Source organism: Snodgrassella alvi, assembly GCF_002777855.1.
Classification (GTDB): Bacteria; Pseudomonadota; Gammaproteobacteria; order Burkholderiales; family Neisseriaceae; genus Snodgrassella; species Snodgrassella alvi_E.
In genome coordinates this window covers 318,521-334,015 of the sequence record NZ_MEIK01000034.1, presented here as the reverse complement: position 1 = coordinate 334,015, position 15,495 = coordinate 318,521, and the positions used below count along the sequence as shown (strand labels likewise).

15 protein-coding genes are annotated in these 15,495 nt (G+C 41.9%); 11 read left to right on the top strand and 4 right to left on the bottom strand.

Translation table 11 applies throughout. The annotated features are described in order from the left end of the window. Positions 1-39 precede the first annotated feature (39 nt). Positions 40-474 carry an NfeD family protein gene (locus tag BHC43_RS07305; protein ID WP_100140132.1) on the top strand — a complete coding sequence of 145 codons (435 nt, stop codon included), beginning with the start codon at positions 40-42 and terminating at the stop codon, positions 472-474. Between the two features lie 2 nt (positions 475-476). After that, complete coding sequence (locus BHC43_RS07300; RefSeq protein ID WP_100152506.1) at positions 477-1,430, top strand: SPFH domain-containing protein; 954 nt, start codon at positions 477-479, stop codon at positions 1,428-1,430. 178 nt (positions 1,431-1,608) lie between these two features. On the opposite strand, the gene BHC43_RS07295 is transcribed toward BHC43_RS07300, so the two are convergent. After that, positions 1,609-1,986 carry an Mth938-like domain-containing protein gene (locus tag BHC43_RS07295; RefSeq protein ID WP_100152505.1) on the bottom strand — a complete coding sequence of 126 codons (378 nt, stop codon included), beginning with the start codon at positions 1,984-1,986 and terminating at the stop codon, positions 1,609-1,611. Positions 1,987-2,125: 139 nt separating this feature from the next. Here BHC43_RS07295 and BHC43_RS07290 point away from each other — a divergent pair, with 139 nt between their 5' ends. The 3 genes from BHC43_RS07290 (at position 2,126) to BHC43_RS07280 (ending at position 6,268) form a co-directional block, all read left to right on the top strand. Then, entirely contained in the window at positions 2,126-3,439 is a 1,314-nt protein-coding gene (locus tag BHC43_RS07290) for a homoserine dehydrogenase (RefSeq protein WP_100156945.1), read from the top strand. A 395-nt stretch (positions 3,440-3,834) separates the two neighbouring features. Further along, positions 3,835-4,269, top strand: a complete 435-nt coding sequence (locus tag BHC43_RS07285; protein ID WP_180297440.1) for a type IV pilin protein — start codon at positions 3,835-3,837, stop codon at positions 4,267-4,269. 91 nt (positions 4,270-4,360) lie between these two features. Continuing rightward, a complete protein-coding gene (locus BHC43_RS07280) occupies positions 4,361-6,268 on the top strand; it encodes an ATP-binding cassette domain-containing protein (RefSeq protein WP_100156943.1) in 1,908 nt (635 codons plus the stop codon). A gap of 55 nt (positions 6,269-6,323) precedes the next feature. Here the strand turns inward: BHC43_RS07280 and BHC43_RS07275 are convergent, their stop codons facing one another. The 3 genes from BHC43_RS07275 to pmbA form a co-directional block, all read right to left on the bottom strand. Further along, positions 6,324-7,565 carry a DUF1615 domain-containing protein gene (locus BHC43_RS07275; RefSeq protein WP_218966479.1) on the bottom strand — a complete coding sequence of 414 codons (1,242 nt, stop codon included), beginning with the start codon at positions 7,563-7,565 and terminating at the stop codon, positions 6,324-6,326. Between the two features lie 50 nt (positions 7,566-7,615). Next, positions 7,616-8,113: a disulfide bond formation protein B gene (locus BHC43_RS07270; RefSeq protein ID WP_100156941.1), complete on the bottom strand. Its 498-nt coding sequence runs from the start codon at positions 8,111-8,113 to the stop codon at positions 7,616-7,618. Between the two features lie 62 nt (positions 8,114-8,175). Further along, complete coding sequence (gene pmbA, locus BHC43_RS07265; protein ID WP_100156940.1) at positions 8,176-9,507, bottom strand: metalloprotease PmbA; 1,332 nt, start codon at positions 9,505-9,507, stop codon at positions 8,176-8,178. 163 nt (positions 9,508-9,670) lie between these two features. On the opposite strand from pmbA, the gene yjgA reads away from it, so the two are divergent. From yjgA to BHC43_RS07235, 6 genes are all read left to right on the top strand, one after another. After that, positions 9,671-10,174, top strand: a complete 504-nt coding sequence (gene yjgA, locus BHC43_RS07260) for a ribosome biogenesis factor YjgA (RefSeq protein ID WP_100152732.1) — start codon at positions 9,671-9,673, stop codon at positions 10,172-10,174. A gap of 85 nt (positions 10,175-10,259) precedes the next feature. Continuing rightward, a complete protein-coding gene (gene trpC / locus BHC43_RS07255) occupies positions 10,260-11,048 on the top strand; it encodes an indole-3-glycerol phosphate synthase TrpC (RefSeq protein ID WP_100156939.1) in 789 nt (262 codons plus the stop codon). Positions 11,049-11,093: 45 nt separating this feature from the next. After that, on the top strand, positions 11,094-11,873 hold the full coding sequence (gene map / locus BHC43_RS07250; RefSeq protein ID WP_100140122.1) for a type I methionyl aminopeptidase: 780 nt from the start codon (positions 11,094-11,096) through the stop codon (positions 11,871-11,873). A gap of 314 nt (positions 11,874-12,187) precedes the next feature. Continuing rightward, complete coding sequence (locus BHC43_RS07245) at positions 12,188-12,472, top strand: helix-turn-helix domain-containing protein (protein ID WP_100140121.1); 285 nt, start codon at positions 12,188-12,190, stop codon at positions 12,470-12,472. Positions 12,473-12,589: 117 nt separating this feature from the next. After that, positions 12,590-13,462, top strand: coding sequence for a CAF17-like 4Fe-4S cluster assembly/insertion protein YgfZ (gene ygfZ / locus BHC43_RS07240; RefSeq protein ID WP_100156938.1), 873 nt, complete (start codon positions 12,590-12,592; stop codon positions 13,460-13,462). 213 nt (positions 13,463-13,675) lie between these two features. After that, positions 13,676-15,274 (top strand): peptide chain release factor 3, encoded by a 1,599-nt coding sequence (locus BHC43_RS07235; RefSeq protein WP_100156937.1) that lies wholly within the window; start codon positions 13,676-13,678, stop codon positions 15,272-15,274. The last annotated feature ends 221 nt before the right edge of the window (positions 15,275-15,495 follow it).

The window sequence follows — 15,495 nt, the reverse complement described above, 5'->3', positions numbered from 1 at the left end:
CAATTCCCTAAAAAACCAATACAAAAAAAGGAGATTTTAATGATATGGTGCATTCTTGCCCTAGTACTGTTTGTACTTGAAATGTTTAGCGGCACATTTTATTTACTTGTTATCAGCGCTTCATTCTTAAGCGCTGGTTTAGCTGAATGGCTGCTACACACCAGTAACAATACCAACGCAATTTTAGCCACGTTTTTTTCTCTTATCGGTATTATTATTGTACGAGTATGGCAAAAGAAGCATCCGCGTGAAAACAAAGCCAAAGCAAGTGACAGTCCTGACTATGGCCAGATTGTTACCCTGTCCAAACCACTTACCGATGGCTTGTGGCAAGTACAATACCGCGGCACCATTTGGCAGGCACGTTTTACTCAGCCTACCCATGCCAAAGCCGGTGACACTGCTCATATCATCAGTCATAACGGAAATATTTTAAATCTCACTCTATCTGCATCTACCAACCATCAGGAATAATCATGATTCTGACCTTTATCTTTCTTGCTGCCATAGTCGTTTTTATTTGCATGGCATTTAAAGTAGTACCACAACAAGAGGTTTACATTGTCGAACGTCTGGGACGCTATCATGCCACCCTCGAAGCAGGTCTGAATTTTATTATTCCGATTATTGACAGAGTAGCTTATAAACATACACTGAAAGAAATCCCGCTGGACGTACCCAGCCAAGTATGCATCACTCGGGATAATACCCAGCTTACAGTAGACGGCATCATCTATTTTCAGGTAACAGACCCTAAGCTTGCCTCCTATGGTTCCAGCAACTTTGTCGTAGCCATTACCCAGCTGGCACAAACCACATTGCGCTCAGTTATCGGCCGTATGGAGCTGGACAAAACATTTGAAGAACGTGACGACATCAATCGTACAGTGGTAGCCTCTCTGGATGAAGCAGCCGTATCATGGGGTGTAAAAGTATTACGTTATGAAATCAAAGATTTAGTACCACCGCAGGAAATTTTACGTTCAATGCAGGCACAAATTACCGCTGAACGAGAAAAGCGTGCCCGTATTGCCCAATCTGAAGGTATCAAGCAAGAGCAGATTAATCTGGCAGCCGGTCAGCGTGAAGCCGAAATTCAGAAATCTCAAGGTGAAGCACAAGCTTCAATCAATGAGTCTCAGGGCGCCAAAGTCGCTCAAATCAATCGTGCAGAAGGTGAAGCTGAAGCCCTGCGTTTGGTGGCTCAGGCTACCGCTGAGGCCATTCGTCAGGTTGCTGCCGCAGTAAAAGAACCTGGCGGTACCGAAGCTGTTAATCTTAAAGTTGCGGAACAATATGTAGATGCCTTTGCCAAACTGGCAAAAACCAACAATACACTGATTATGCCGGCCAATGTGGCCGATATTGGCAGCCTCGTTAGTGCCGGTATGAGCATAATCAAAGGCCAGAATACAACAATCGTAAAATAAATAGCTGATATAAATAAGATACAGGCTGCCATTCATTCTTACTGGCAGCCTGATTTTTATACTCAAAAGATAATGCCAAGCATTCAATTAAACAAACACTATCTAGCCAGTATAATAAACATATCTACACCCTTGGCGACTATTCCATCCATACAGAACTCTGATTCCCAAAAAAACTCTAATTTTCCATTAATGGCCACAACCAAGCCCAAACACTACGGCCTTCACTGCGCAATACCATATATGTACGACAGGCAGCCGCAGTAGTCATGCTTTCTACACCAATTCCTTTGGCTGCCAGCTGAGCAGTCAGCCGCGGATGGATAAATACATGCTGACTACCCGTACCAATCAGAATAACTTCTGGATGTTTCTGCAAGGCAAGAGCAAAATCTTCAATACTTAATTCTGCTGCATTATTTTTAGCTAATGGCAATACTTCAATATCTGTAATACAAACAGGCTCTGAATATTGCTTTCCATTAATAGTAATTAGTCCCGTATCAATTTCTTCAATCCACAAACCCTGTTTGTCACGGATTTCATCAATCTGCATTAAATATTCCTTACGCCTAAGACACATCTTCAGATAGTGCAGTAGTAGTCAAAAAAGCGGTTTTCCGCTAGCATAGTAGATTATTTACGTAAAATTGCAAGCATCATACAATCATATTCGTCTAATTTAAGGAGTAAAAATGCAGCCACTTCGCATTGGTTTGCTGGGCGTAGGTACAGTTGGTGGTGGTACCGTCAAACTATTACAGAATAATGCACATGAAATCACCCGCAGACTGGGGCGGGAGCTGATTATTACACATGCAGCCAGCCGAAATCTTGAGCGAACGCGAACAATATGCGGCCCCGATACCAACATTACAGACAATGTATTTGATGTAGTTACAGCTCCTGATGTCGATGTGGTAGTAGAGCTGATTGGTGGTTCAACCATTGCCAAAGATGCAGTGATTCAGGCGATCAAAAATGGCAAACATATCGTTACAGCAAATAAAAAGCTTCTGGCTGAATACGGCAACGAAATTTTCCGGTTGGCCTCTGAGCACAACGTAATGGTGATGTATGAAGCAGCAGTGGCCGGAGGTATCCCGATTATCAAAGCATTGCGTGAAGGGCTAGCAGCCAACCATATCGAATCTATTGCCGGCATCATCAATGGCACCAGCAATTTTATTCTCAGCGAAATGCGTGCTAACGGAAGCACCTTCCCTGAAGCACTGGCACAGGCTCAAGCTTTAGGTTATGCCGAGGCAGACCCGACTTTCGATATCGAAGGACATGATGCAGGCCATAAACTTAGCATCATCTCTGCATTGGCCTTTGGTACCCCGATTAATTTCAGTCAGTGTTATCTGGAGGGCATCAGCCAGCTGCAAAGTCTGGATATTTGCTATGCTGAAGAACTAGGCTATCGCATAAAACTCCTTGGTATTACACGCAAAACTCCAGAAGGTATTGAGCTAAGGGTACACCCTACTTTGATACCTGAAAGCCGCCTACTAGCAAAAGTGGAAGGCGTAATGAATGCCGTATCAGTTCAGGCTGATATGATCGGGCAGACATTGTATTATGGTGCCGGTGCCGGTGCGGGCCCTACAGCTAGCGCCGTCATGGCAGATATTATGGATGTCACCCGACTACAGAACGCTGAAGCCAGCTATCGGGTACCTTATCTGGCATTTCAGTCTAGTTCACTACAAAATATTTCCATTCTGCCCATGGATGAAATCACCAGTAGTTATTATTTACGCGTATCTGCCTGCGATGAACCAGGTGTTCTGGGTGAAATAGCCAATATTCTGGCTGCAGAAAATATATCTATCGAAGCACTCATTCAAAAAGGCATTATCAATAAAGAGACTGCGGAAATTGTAATCCTGACCCATTCGACTAAAGAACGCTTTATCAAACAAGCGATGTCACAGATTCAAGCCTTACCGCGCGTATTGTCGCCTGTAACGATGATTCGCATGGAAAGTTTACATCCTCGCTGATAACCCGAAAAAGTATTTAACATATTACAAAACGGGCAATATAGCCCGTTTTATATTTTTAGTACAAAACAAAAAAACAACTAAAAATATTCAATTCTATTAATCTACTATTTAAGTAAGTAGATTTATTTCTGTGAAATCAGCCAAATAATAAACAAAAATTCAAACAAATCAAATAAAAATAACTTTTTGTTTATATTTTGATTATTACTTTATTAACCACATTCAATCCCAAAGCACAATGTTTTATTCGAATAAAATATATTCCATATATATATGTTGTTATAATATAATGCCGATAGTATATAATTTTTTATTAAATCATGGTACCTCGTCGATTCCCATTCAGACATCAACTATATTTATCCACACGATACTCATTGGGATTTAGTTTATTGAATTTATTAATCACGCTTTCCATTATTATAATATTAGCCGCCCTAGCCTATCCTTTCTACCATAAACACATTCTACAAGCCCGACTTCATCAGGCTCAGGCAGATTTGCTCATCAACGGACAGTATTTAGCTAAACACTATCAGCATCATATCAGCTACCGAAAAAATGGAAACAGCTGGCCAACCCTACCTATCACACAAAATCAATATTTTTGCTTCCGCTTTCAAGGCAATCCTCGCTTTACTCGAGAAGAGCACTTCACCCTTAAAGCTGTTGCTCTAAATACCAATGAAGAACCACGTATACTTAAACTTAATCAGGATGGCCGAATTATTATGTGCCAAACCAGCAGCAGCCGTTGCGATGAAGAAGAAAATTTTTTTCATGCTAGCCGCCAGCCCGACCTAAATTGCCAAATTTTTAACCAGTAGCCATACAGGACAACAGCAACATTTCAATAATTAAACTGTTACAATACCCAGTCTTTCTATCACAAATATCCTAACGTAGTCTGGTTGAAATATGAGTATTCTGTCACTGGATAATGCCTGCTTTGCAGTTGGCCATCACCCAATATTAGATCATGCATCTCTGCAAATGGATGCGGGAGAAAAAATCGGATTCATCGGCCGCAACGGTGCCGGTAAATCAACATTGCTAAAAATTCTCGCCGGAGTACAAAAACTGGATGATGGAATACTCACCATTCAAAACGATCAGAAAATCGTTTATGTACCGCAGGAATCGTTTTTCGATCCACAGGCAACTATTTTCGATACCATTGCTCAGGGATTAGGCGAATTACAAAACCTACTGCATGAATATCACGAACTTAGCCAGAATATAAGCGATGAAAAAAGCTTAAACCGTTTAACGGAACTACAAAACGAACTGGAAAACCGTAATGGCTGGCAATTTGATGCGTTGATTGCCCAAACTTTGAGCGAACTTAACCTACCTGAAAATGAAATTATCGCTAATCTCAGTGGCGGTCAGAAAAAAAGAGTCGCACTCGCACAAGCATGGGTGCAAAAACCGGATATTCTCTTACTAGATGAACCCACCAACCATCTAGACATCGAAGCAATTGAATGGATGGAAAATCTGCTGAGTAATTTTGCCGGCAGTCTGATTGTCGTCACTCACGACAGACGGTTTCTAGATAAAGTGGCTACTCGTATCGTAGAGCTTGACCGTGGACATCTGCGCAGCTATCCGGGCAGCTTCAGTGCTTACAGTGAAAAAAAAGCACAAGAGCTGGCTGTTGAAGCCGAACACAATCGCCTATTCGATAAATTCCATGCGCAGGAAGAAGCGTGGATACGAAAAGGGATAGAAGCTCGTCGCACCCGTAACCAAGGGCGGGTAAAACGACTGGAACAACTACGGCGAGAACGTGCCGCACGTCGCGAAGTTCAGGGGCAAGTCAGTTTCAACCTTAACCGAGGCGAAGCCAGCGGCAAAATCATCGCCGAACTTGAGCATGCAGGATTTGCCTATGGTAACCACATCATCATGCGCGACTTCTCCGCTGTTATTCAGCGTGGCGATAAAATTGGCCTTATCGGGCCAAATGGGGTGGGTAAAACCACTTTTCTGAAGCTGATTTTAGGAGAGCTACAACCCACAACCGGTAAAATCCGTTTGGGTTCACGTCAGGAAGTAGCTTATTTTGACCAATTCCGCAGCGCATTGAATGAAAACGATACCGTTTTCGACACCATCGGCCAAGGTAACGATTACGTAGAAATTGGTGGTCAGCGCAAACATGTTATCGGCTATCTGGAAGAATTTCTGTTCTCACCTGCGCGAGTGCGTAGCGAGGTAAAATCATTGTCTGGCGGAGAACGTAACCGCTTGCTACTGGCTAAGCTGTTTACCCGCGCTGCCAACATTCTAGTACTTGATGAACCTACTAACGATTTGGATATCGATACACAGGAATTGCTGGAAGAATTATTACGTGATTATACAGGCACGGTGTTTTTGGTCAGTCACGACCGTACATTTTTGGATAATGTAGTCACTCAATCCATTGTATTTAGCGGAAATGGCCAGCTAAAAGAGTATATTGGCGGCTATCAGGATTATATTAATGCCCAAAAACGTGAGCAAAGCCTGCAAGCACCTTTAAATATTACAAACAAGGCCAATAACAACACCGCTGATAAAACACGCCCTAAAAACCGGCGCAGTGAAAAACTTTCTTTCAATGAACAACGTGAACTGGACAGCTTACCCGATACAATAGCTGCTCTGGAAGAAGAACAAACAGAATTAAATAATAAACTTTCTGATCCTGAAATCTTTAAAAACGATTACAAACAGGCTGCACAATGGCAGGCACGTGTTGCAGAAATTGAAGAATTATTGCTAGAAAACCTTGAACGTTGGGAAACACTGGAAGCAAAACAGAAACCCCAAAATTAAAATATACAAAAAATGGCTAGTGCATAAACACACTAGCCATCAATTTAAACCTGATTCATTTCTTTGGATGGCGTCCGCCACCGAGTCGCATACATGCCTCATAGCGACGGTTAACATTATTCGCATACCAGTTAGTATTGTAATCCTTGCTTAATTTAGGCCCGCTAATCACAACTTGCGGCATAATTGCATACGGAGGATTTTTATTAAACTGACGTTTATAGATTGCTATCACATTCTGATACGTGGACGTATTTTCAAACTCAGCCTGTTTTTCATGCAACAAATCCGAACGAATATCTTCCGGTTTCATTGAAATACCATGGTCAGCAAATAACTGATTCAAAGCAGTTTCAGTCTGACTTGGCATAGATTGAGGGTTATCATCCTTATCATAAACCAATAAATCCCCATCCAAAGCCATATCAAGATTCAATAATTTATTAATATCCTGTTGAAAAGCAGCGTTACGGCTCGAATACATACCGGAATTATAATCAGCAAACCGATACTGTGCATTATCATAGGCAGCAGGATATTTCATCAGTCGATGAATACCGTAATACAAGCCGCCCTCTCGGGTATACATATAATCCCTCAACTCATTAACAGAAGCGTGGTCACGCTGATGATCACGCGCATATTTTACAGATACCTGCATTGAGCCAATGGTGGTAATGGGATTATTTTCCTCCCCCAAATCCTTGCCCATGAATTTAGCTGCTGCATTAGCTATCGAATCAGCATAAAATTGTTTGGAAACATAAGCAAAAATCTGCCGGTATATCCAGTCTAGCTGCTGCTCGGTTTTTACCGAACGCATTTGTATTAGAAAACTGTTGTCTTTACTGGGTTCATTAATCAATACATATGTAAAGTAGCGCGAAACAGCTGGGCCAAGAGCCGGACCAAACTGTTTCACAAATTTCTGCGGTACTTCAGTCTGAAAAGCTTTAATCGCCTTATTTCCTAAGTCAGGTACAGTGGGATTAGCAACAAAATTTGACTCTTGGTCTACTACCGCTACCACACTACATACATTTTCTTTGGTTTTACTGATTTTCAGCTCATCCATAATCTGGCTGATATCAGCTGCCCATGCATCCCGCTCAGCAACACGTGCAGGTATCAGCCGACTTATTTGCGCAGGCTGAGTCAATATTCTACCGTTATCATCCGGAGAATCATCATCCGCTCCACTCCAGCTACCATGCTCCTTACACGCAGATAAACCACACAACAAAAATCCAGTCAGTGTCAACCTAGCTGCCGTTTTTAGTAAAAATCTAGCTTTCATACCATATACATTCATTCAGGCAAATCAATTACAGAATACACAGAGCATTATCATTTTCTGGAGCGAGTACGACAATGCCATAACCATCCCCATACCCATAGCAATACCGCTACAAAAAATAAAACACTCCATACTGGTAACGGTATCCACAATATATGCTGCACCTCACCACAATTACCGGTACCACGGATAATCGGTTCATACCAGTGAAATAACGGCGCATCACGCAACCGAAACGTCCATGGAGCTCCGCAAGACGGCTGGTCAATTAAAGGTAAATGCTGAATATAAATCTGATAAATCGCCACACACAGACCGCCAATCGGAGCCAAACTAACCACAATTGCATTAATCACTTTTTCAATACAGTTGCGATTAGGGCAACAAGCACATAACAGAGCCAGCAATGCAGTAAGGATCACTGCCACTCGTTGCACAATACACAATACACAAGGATTCATACCCAAAACATATTGGCCGATAAACGAAGCAGCAGCACACAGTACAGCCAGAAAAAACACACACCATAATGCTTTACGGAAGCTCATCTTAAGTCCTTTCAAACTGACCCAAATCCGTCATTTCCATCATCTGATACATAAATAGACACTTATGAACCAGCAATAGTCATATCCCCAATGAGAATAGAACCCACCTTGTGCGTACTGCGTTTCAATGCATCGTCTGCGGCACCTATCATCGCCATAAACATATCCTGTAAACGTGACGCAATCGTAATACCTTCTACGGGATATGTTATGACTCCATTTTCTACCCAGAAACCAGCCGCGCCACGAGAATAATCACCCGTAATACCATTTACACCCTGACCCATCAACTCAGTAACCAGCAAACCCGTACCCATAGTCTGCAACAGCTCTGCCTGAGATTTATGCGTATGATTAAGATATAAGTTATGTACACCACCGGCATTACCCGTCGTAGTCATGCCTAGCTTACGCGCACTGTAACTACTCAGAAAATAGCCCGACACATATCCATTTGCAATAATAATGCGATCATGTGTGGCCACACCTTCGGCATCGAAATAAGTACTGGCAAGAGCTTTTTTTACATGCGGTCTTTCATGTAGACACACCCATGGTGCCAAAATCTGTTTACCCAGAGAATCAACCAGAAAACTAGTCTCTCGATATAAAGCGCCACCACTAAGCGCTCCCACTAGATGTCCAATCAGACTTCCTGCCACCGTCGTATCAAATACTACAGGATATTTGCCCGTCGCTACAGAGCGACCATCCAACCGACGCACAGTACGAGAAGCAGCTGTCTTACCGATCATCTCAGCCGTATCTAAATCCTTAGGGGCACGCGCCAAATCATACCAGTAGTCGCGCTGCATACCAGACGCATCAGAGGCCACTACACTGCAGGATATGCTATGCCGGCTGCCACGCTGATAAGCACAGAAATCATTACTATTGGCATAGACATACTGATAATGGTCTGTCTGAACCTCAGCACCCTCAGAATTGCTGATGCGTGCATCTGTATCCAGTGCAGCCCGTTCTGTTCGTTTACCAATAGCGATAGCTTCATCAGCAGACAACGGCCAGGGGAAATAACTATCCGTATCACCCACATCAGTAGCCAATAAGTCAGCATCAGCCAGTCCTGCACATTCGTCCTGTGCCGTATAGCGCGCTATATTCAATGCTGCAGTAACCACCTCATCAATGGCGCTATTATTAAAATCAGCACTACTAGCCCGGCCTTTGGCATGACCCAAATAAACCGTCACATCTAAAGATTTATCCTGTTGATATTCAATATGTTCAACATCCTGCTGGCGTACTTGCACATTCTGTCCAACTGATTCACTGATATCAATTTCAGCCGCGCTCGCACCTTGCACCCTAGCTTTATACAATGCCTGCCGGCACAATTCTTGTAACTGTTCAGCACCGTGATGAAACATAATTTACCTTCTTGCCAAGAAGTATGCATTCTAGCATGCTGAATTCAGCACTGGCAGCCGTAAAACAGCCATGCCAACTGAAATAATATGGATTTTTTGCTAAAATACACAAATAAAATTCAGATACACTAGTGATACCTAACATATGAACAGCCATACTGAAAACATACTTCAGACAGAAGAAGAATGGGTCAGCAAAACCCGTATGAAAAAGCAAATGAATGATTTGCAGCAACTGGGTATGCAACTAACCAAACTATCCGCAGATACTCTTAAAAAAATCAATCTGCCCGAAGACTTATTACAGGCTGTATTAAGCTATCAAAAAATCAGCTCTAACAGCGCCCTCAAACGTCAGGCACAATATATTGGCCGCCTGATGCGGGAAATTGATACCGCACCGATCAGCGATTTTCTATCACGTCTCAAAGGCGAAAACAGTGCGCATAATGCCTATTTACAGAGACTCGAATACCTGCGAGAGCGTCTAATTGCAGACGACAATAGTCTCACAGAAGTTATCAGCCAGTACCCACATATTGACATCAACAACCTGCGCACACTGATACGCAATGCGCGTAAAGAACAGGCCGCTGGTAAAGCGCCTAAGGCATTCAGATCTATTTTTCAGTTATTAAAAAACGAAATTACCGAAGACACACAATCCTAAAATTCATAAGTCAGACTTAAATTAGATTTATGAATATAGCGGTCATATCTTGTAAACAATCAGCATCCTAGTCCGGACCAAAACCATGAGCGATATCCTAAATAAAATCATTGCTACCAAAAAAACCGAAATGGTTGCAGCCAAGTCCGCTGAAACACTGTCCGAAGTACGTGCCAAAGCTTATGATCAGGCACCGGCAAGACCATTTTTGGAAGCCATACATCATAAACATCAGCAAGGCAAAGCAGCCATCATTGCCGAAGTAAAAAAAGCCAGCCCTTCCAAAGGACTGATTCGTCCCGATTTTTCACCCGCCGATATTGCTCATGCGTATCAGCAAGGTGGCGCCGCATGCATGTCCGTCCTGACCGACGTAAGTTACTTTAAAGGAAGTCTGGAATACCTGAATATTGCCCGTAATGCCTGCAGCCTGCCGGTATTACGAAAAGACTTCATCATCGACATCTATCAGGTGTATCAATCACGAGCACATAATGCAGATGCCATACTTCTGATAGCAGCAGCACTCAGCCGTACCCAGTTAAATGAATATGAAGCCATAGCCCACGAGCTCGGTATGACCGTATTGCTTGAAATCCATCATGAAGATGAATTAGAGAAATGCATCTCCATGTCTACCCCACTCTGGGGCGTCAATAACCGTAACTTGCGCACTTTCGAAGTAGACCTACAGCAAACCATCAAACTTCTGCCTGCACTAAATGGCAAAACAGTCGTTACCGAAAGCGGCATTTTTACCACAGATGATATACACATGATGCAGCAGCATCAGGTAAATACTTTTCTCATTGGAGAAAGCTTGATGCGCAAACAAAATATAGCAGAAGAACTAAGCTTTCTAGTAAATGCTTAAAGCATAACCATCATTTAAACATTATAAATTAGCCTAAAAGGAAAAATCATGGGCGTGATAATTAAAAATGCAGAAGAAATTGCCGCAATGCGCGTAGCCGGCCGGCTGGCAGCTGAAGCACTAGACTATATTGGCCAATTTATCAAACCAGGTGTCACCACCAACGAAATTGACAAACTGATACATGATTACCACATTAACGTACAGGGTGGTTATCCCGCACCACTGGGATATGGCAATCCACCCTTTCCCAAATCTTGCTGCACATCCGTCAATCATGTTATCTGCCATGGTATCCCAGATGACAAACCTTTAAAAAACGGCGACATCATCAACATCGATGTCACCATCATTAAAGACGGTTTCCACGGAGATTCCAGTCGCATGTATGCTGTAGGCGAAATCAGTCCACAAGCACGCCGCCTAATTAATGTCACCCATGAAAGCATGATGGCCGGTATATCCGTTGTCAAACCAGGAGCAACACTGGGAGACATTGGCTATGCCTGTCAGCAGGTAGCAGAAAATGCCGGTTATTCCATGGTTCAAGAATTCTGCGGCCACGGAGTGGGAAAAGGTTTTCACGAAGAACCACAAGTGTTGCATTATGGTCGCCGCCATACCGGCTTAAAACTACAGCCGGGAATGATATTTACAGTAGAACCAATGGTTAACCAAGGAAAACGCCATTTGCGTATTCTTGGTGACGGCTGGACAGTAGTTACTAAGGACCATAAACTCTCCGCCCAGTGGGAACATGAAGTACTAGTAACAGATAATGGCTACGAGATACTCACAATCAGCCCACTGACAGGAAAACCTTAAAATACCAAAAAAAACGTAAAACTTTACATTAATACAACATCTATATCTGATTTAAGGCAATAAATTTTAAAATAGTTTAATTAAAATAAAAATACATCATTCAAAATCACCTTAAATAGGTAAACCATTAGCAATATTGTATTGAATGTAAAAAATATTGTGATAATATTGAAGTCCATAGATAATTATGCATATTGATAAGTAGGGTTTATTACAATAAATGACCAAACTTACCAAAACAACTAATATTTATGAATGATCATATTAATTAATTTTACTTAAACATAGACAACCCGTTTTAAGGTATAAAAATTATGAAAGCTTTTAAACCTATCAACAATGTGCGCGAAATCCGTAAAAAACTCGGTTTGAACCAGATTGAATTTTGGAGTCAGGTAGGTGTTACACAATCCGGCGGTTCTCGGTATGAAGCAGGCCGCAACATTCCGAAACCAGTTCGCGAACTGGTACGGCTGGTACATGTTGAACAGCTGGAATTAAGCAAGCTCAATCGCATAAATATGGAAGTTGCCGAATTACTGAAAAACGAGCATCCAGATATGTATCAACAACTTAAAGCAAAAGTAGAAGGAAAATAAATCCTTCATTAAGCCCCTTAAACAAAGCTCCGCACCAGATATTGGGCGGAGCTTTTAGCTTGTTAGCTAAGCATTCAGTATTATAATAAAGGCCTGCAAAACAAACAGGATTTTTCCATGACACACACAGCATCTTCCCTGATGCCTTATTTCGGACTGATACGTGTAAGCGGCGAAGATCGAGCAATCTTTTTACACAACCAATTATCAAATGATATCAATCATTTGCCTATCAACCATGCTTGTTTGGCTACCTACAATACAGCCAAGGGTCGCGTAATAGCCAATATGCTGGTACTTAATAGGGATAATGATATTATTATATTAACCTCAGCCAGCCTCACCGATACCTTGCAAAAAAAACTGCAAATGTACATCTTGCGCAGTAAAGTAAAACTGGAAATCATGGCAGACTGGGGTGCAGCAGTCAGCGTACCCGAAACAATATCCACAGCATCAGAACCACAGTATGTATTGCCAACTAGCCAGACCAATCAAATCTGGTCCATCACTTTGCCAGATGGCTCAATAATCCAGATTGGACAAACCAGCCAACTGCCCCCGTTTAATGCAGAAGTTACAGAATCATGGAAATTACATGAAATTACCAGCGGTAATCCATGGATTAGCAAAGAGACCACAGAAACCTGCGTTGCACAAATGCTTAATCAGCAACTAATAGGTGCTGTTCATTTCAAAAAAGGCTGCTACCCCGGTCAGGAAATCATCGCCCGCGCTCAATACCGTGGTCAGGTAAAAAGAGGGCTAGCACTTATGGAAATAAACGGTTCAGTTTCAGCAGGTAAACCAATTTTTGACGACCATAATGAAGAAGTCGGACTAATAATCAATCAAGTATCGCAGCAAACTTCTACTTTGGCTTTGGCAGTAATCAAACACAGTGCAGCCGAATCAGAACTAAAATGTGACAATAATATTATTGCTATAAAAAAATGTTTTTTTAATCCTGCTAATACAGAAAATTCTTAAGCATTAAATGATGCCCTAAACTTCTGATTATGTACTGACTTAAAATACAAGGCTAAACATTTCAAAGCATCTATTCATGCATAAATATTAATTTGTTTTTTTTCACTAAACCACACAATTAACAGTTCTAATATTAATCTGTGCTACAATATAAACATTCTCACAAGACGGCCGTAGCCGTCTTGTTTTATTGTTTGCAGAATTCATAAAATCATGAGCCAGATTGCCCAAGAAGCGGCACGCCGCCGTACATTTGCGATAATATCCCACCCTGATGCCGGTAAAACCACCCTCACCGAAAAACTATTACTGTTTTCTGGTGCTATTCTTTCAGCAGGTACTGTAAAAGGAAAGAAATCTGGCAAATTTGCCACTTCAGACTGGATGGAAATCGAAAAGCAACGCGGCATATCTGTAGCTTCTTCAGTGATGCAATTTGACTACCGCCAACATGTGGTCAACTTACTTGATACACCTGGACACGAAGATTTTTCTGAAGATACCTATCGTGTACTCACTGCTGTTGATAGCGCTCTGATGGTAATTGATGCCGCCAAAGGTGTTGAAGCACAAACCATCAAGCTTTTAAACGTCTGTCGTTTACGTGATACCCCTATCGTCACCTTCATGAATAAATATGATCGTGAAGTGCGTGACTCATTAGAATTGTTGGATGAAGTAGAGAATATTTTGCACATCCGCTGCGCTCCGATTACTTGGCCAATTGGAATGGGCAAAAACTTCAAAGGTGTATATCACATCCTTAACGACGAAATATATCTGTTTGAAGCTGGCAGTGAAAAACTTCCTCATGAATTTGACGTTATCAAAGGCATTGACAATCCGCGTTTAGATGAACTTTTTCCCATTGAAATCCAGCAATTACGTGAAGAAATCGAATTGGTACAAGCAGCATCAAACGAATTTGATTTAGATGCCTTTCTGCGCGGGGAACTGACACCAGTATTTTTTGGTTCTGCCATTAATAACTTTGGTATACAGGAAATTCTTAATGCTTTGATAGACTGGGCGCCTGCGCCACAGCCACGCGAAACCTTAGAACGCGTTGTCGAACCAACTGAAGCCAAATTCACTGGTTTTGTCTTCAAAATTCAAGCTAATATGGATGCTAAGCACCGCGACCGTATTGCTTTTCTGCGCGTTTGCTCCGGAGAGTTTACTCGCGGTATGAAAATCAAACATCTGCGCCTGAACCGTGATATTGCTGCTTCCAGTGTGGTGACTTTTATGTCTCACACCCGCGAATTAGTTGAAGAAGCATTTGCTGGCGATATCATTGGAATTCCCAATCATGGCAATATCCAGATTGGTGATAGCTTCACTGAAGGCGAGCGTCTTACCTTTACTGGTATCCCCTTTTTCGCTCCCGAGCTGTTTCGCGCTGTGCGGATTAAAAATCCATTGAAAATGAAACAGCTACAAAAAGGATTACAACAGTTAGGCGAAGAAGGTGCTGTGCAGGTATTCCGCCCCCACAACGGCGGCGACCTTATACTCGGCGCCGTTGGCGTATTGCAATTTGAAGTAGTCACTGCCAGACTAGCCAATGAATATGGCGTCGATGCCGTATTTGAATCTGTTAGCATCTGGTCAGCACGCTGGGTATCCTGTGCAGATCGGAAAAAACTGGCCGAATTCGAAAAGGCCAACGTACTCAATCTTGCTACTGATGCCGGTGGCAACCTTACTTATCTCGCGCCCAACCGTGTTAATCTATCTTTAACTGAAGAACGCTGGCCAGATATCCGTTTCCATGAAACAAGAGAATTAACAGCGCAAATAAACGAATAAATTTTTTATTTTTAATTATGAAAAAGCAGCTTGTCAGATACATTACAAGCTGCTTTTTTTATCACTAAAATAAATCTGAAAATATATATCTGAATTGCTAGTATTTATTTTAAAATTTGATTATAAAAATGATTTAATTTTATTGAAGATGAATCTAATAAACCGGCTAAAACCGGTTAAATATAAGTAATGGTTCTGTAGTGAAACAATATCAACCATTT

Excerpts from the sequence above, each read along its gene's own strand:
- trpC (WP_100156939.1), top strand. The coding sequence starts at position 10,260 with ATGAGCGATATCCTAAATAAAATCATTGCTACCAAAAAAACCGAAATG.
- BHC43_RS07305 (WP_100140132.1), top strand. The coding sequence starts at position 40 with ATGATATGGTGCATTCTTGCCCTAGTACTGTTTGTACTTGAAATGTTT.
- BHC43_RS07245 (WP_100140121.1), top strand. The coding sequence starts at position 12,188 with ATGAAAGCTTTTAAACCTATCAACAATGTGCGCGAAATCCGTAAAAAA.
- BHC43_RS07290 (WP_100156945.1), top strand. The coding sequence starts at position 2,126 with ATGCAGCCACTTCGCATTGGTTTGCTGGGCGTAGGTACAGTTGGTGGT.
- BHC43_RS07295 (WP_100152505.1), bottom strand. The coding sequence starts at position 1,986 with ATGCAGATTGATGAAATCCGTGACAAACAGGGTTTGTGGATTGAAGAA.
- BHC43_RS07275 (WP_218966479.1), bottom strand. The coding sequence starts at position 7,565 with ATGAAAGCTAGATTTTTACTAAAAACGGCAGCTAGGTTGACACTGACT.
- ygfZ (WP_100156938.1), top strand. The coding sequence starts at position 12,590 with ATGACACACACAGCATCTTCCCTGATGCCTTATTTCGGACTGATACGT.
- BHC43_RS07280 (WP_100156943.1), top strand. The coding sequence starts at position 4,361 with ATGAGTATTCTGTCACTGGATAATGCCTGCTTTGCAGTTGGCCATCAC.
- BHC43_RS07270 (WP_100156941.1), bottom strand. The coding sequence starts at position 8,113 with ATGAGCTTCCGTAAAGCATTATGGTGTGTGTTTTTTCTGGCTGTACTG.
- BHC43_RS07300 (WP_100152506.1), top strand. The coding sequence starts at position 477 with ATGATTCTGACCTTTATCTTTCTTGCTGCCATAGTCGTTTTTATTTGC.
- BHC43_RS07235 (WP_100156937.1), top strand. The coding sequence starts at position 13,676 with ATGAGCCAGATTGCCCAAGAAGCGGCACGCCGCCGTACATTTGCGATA.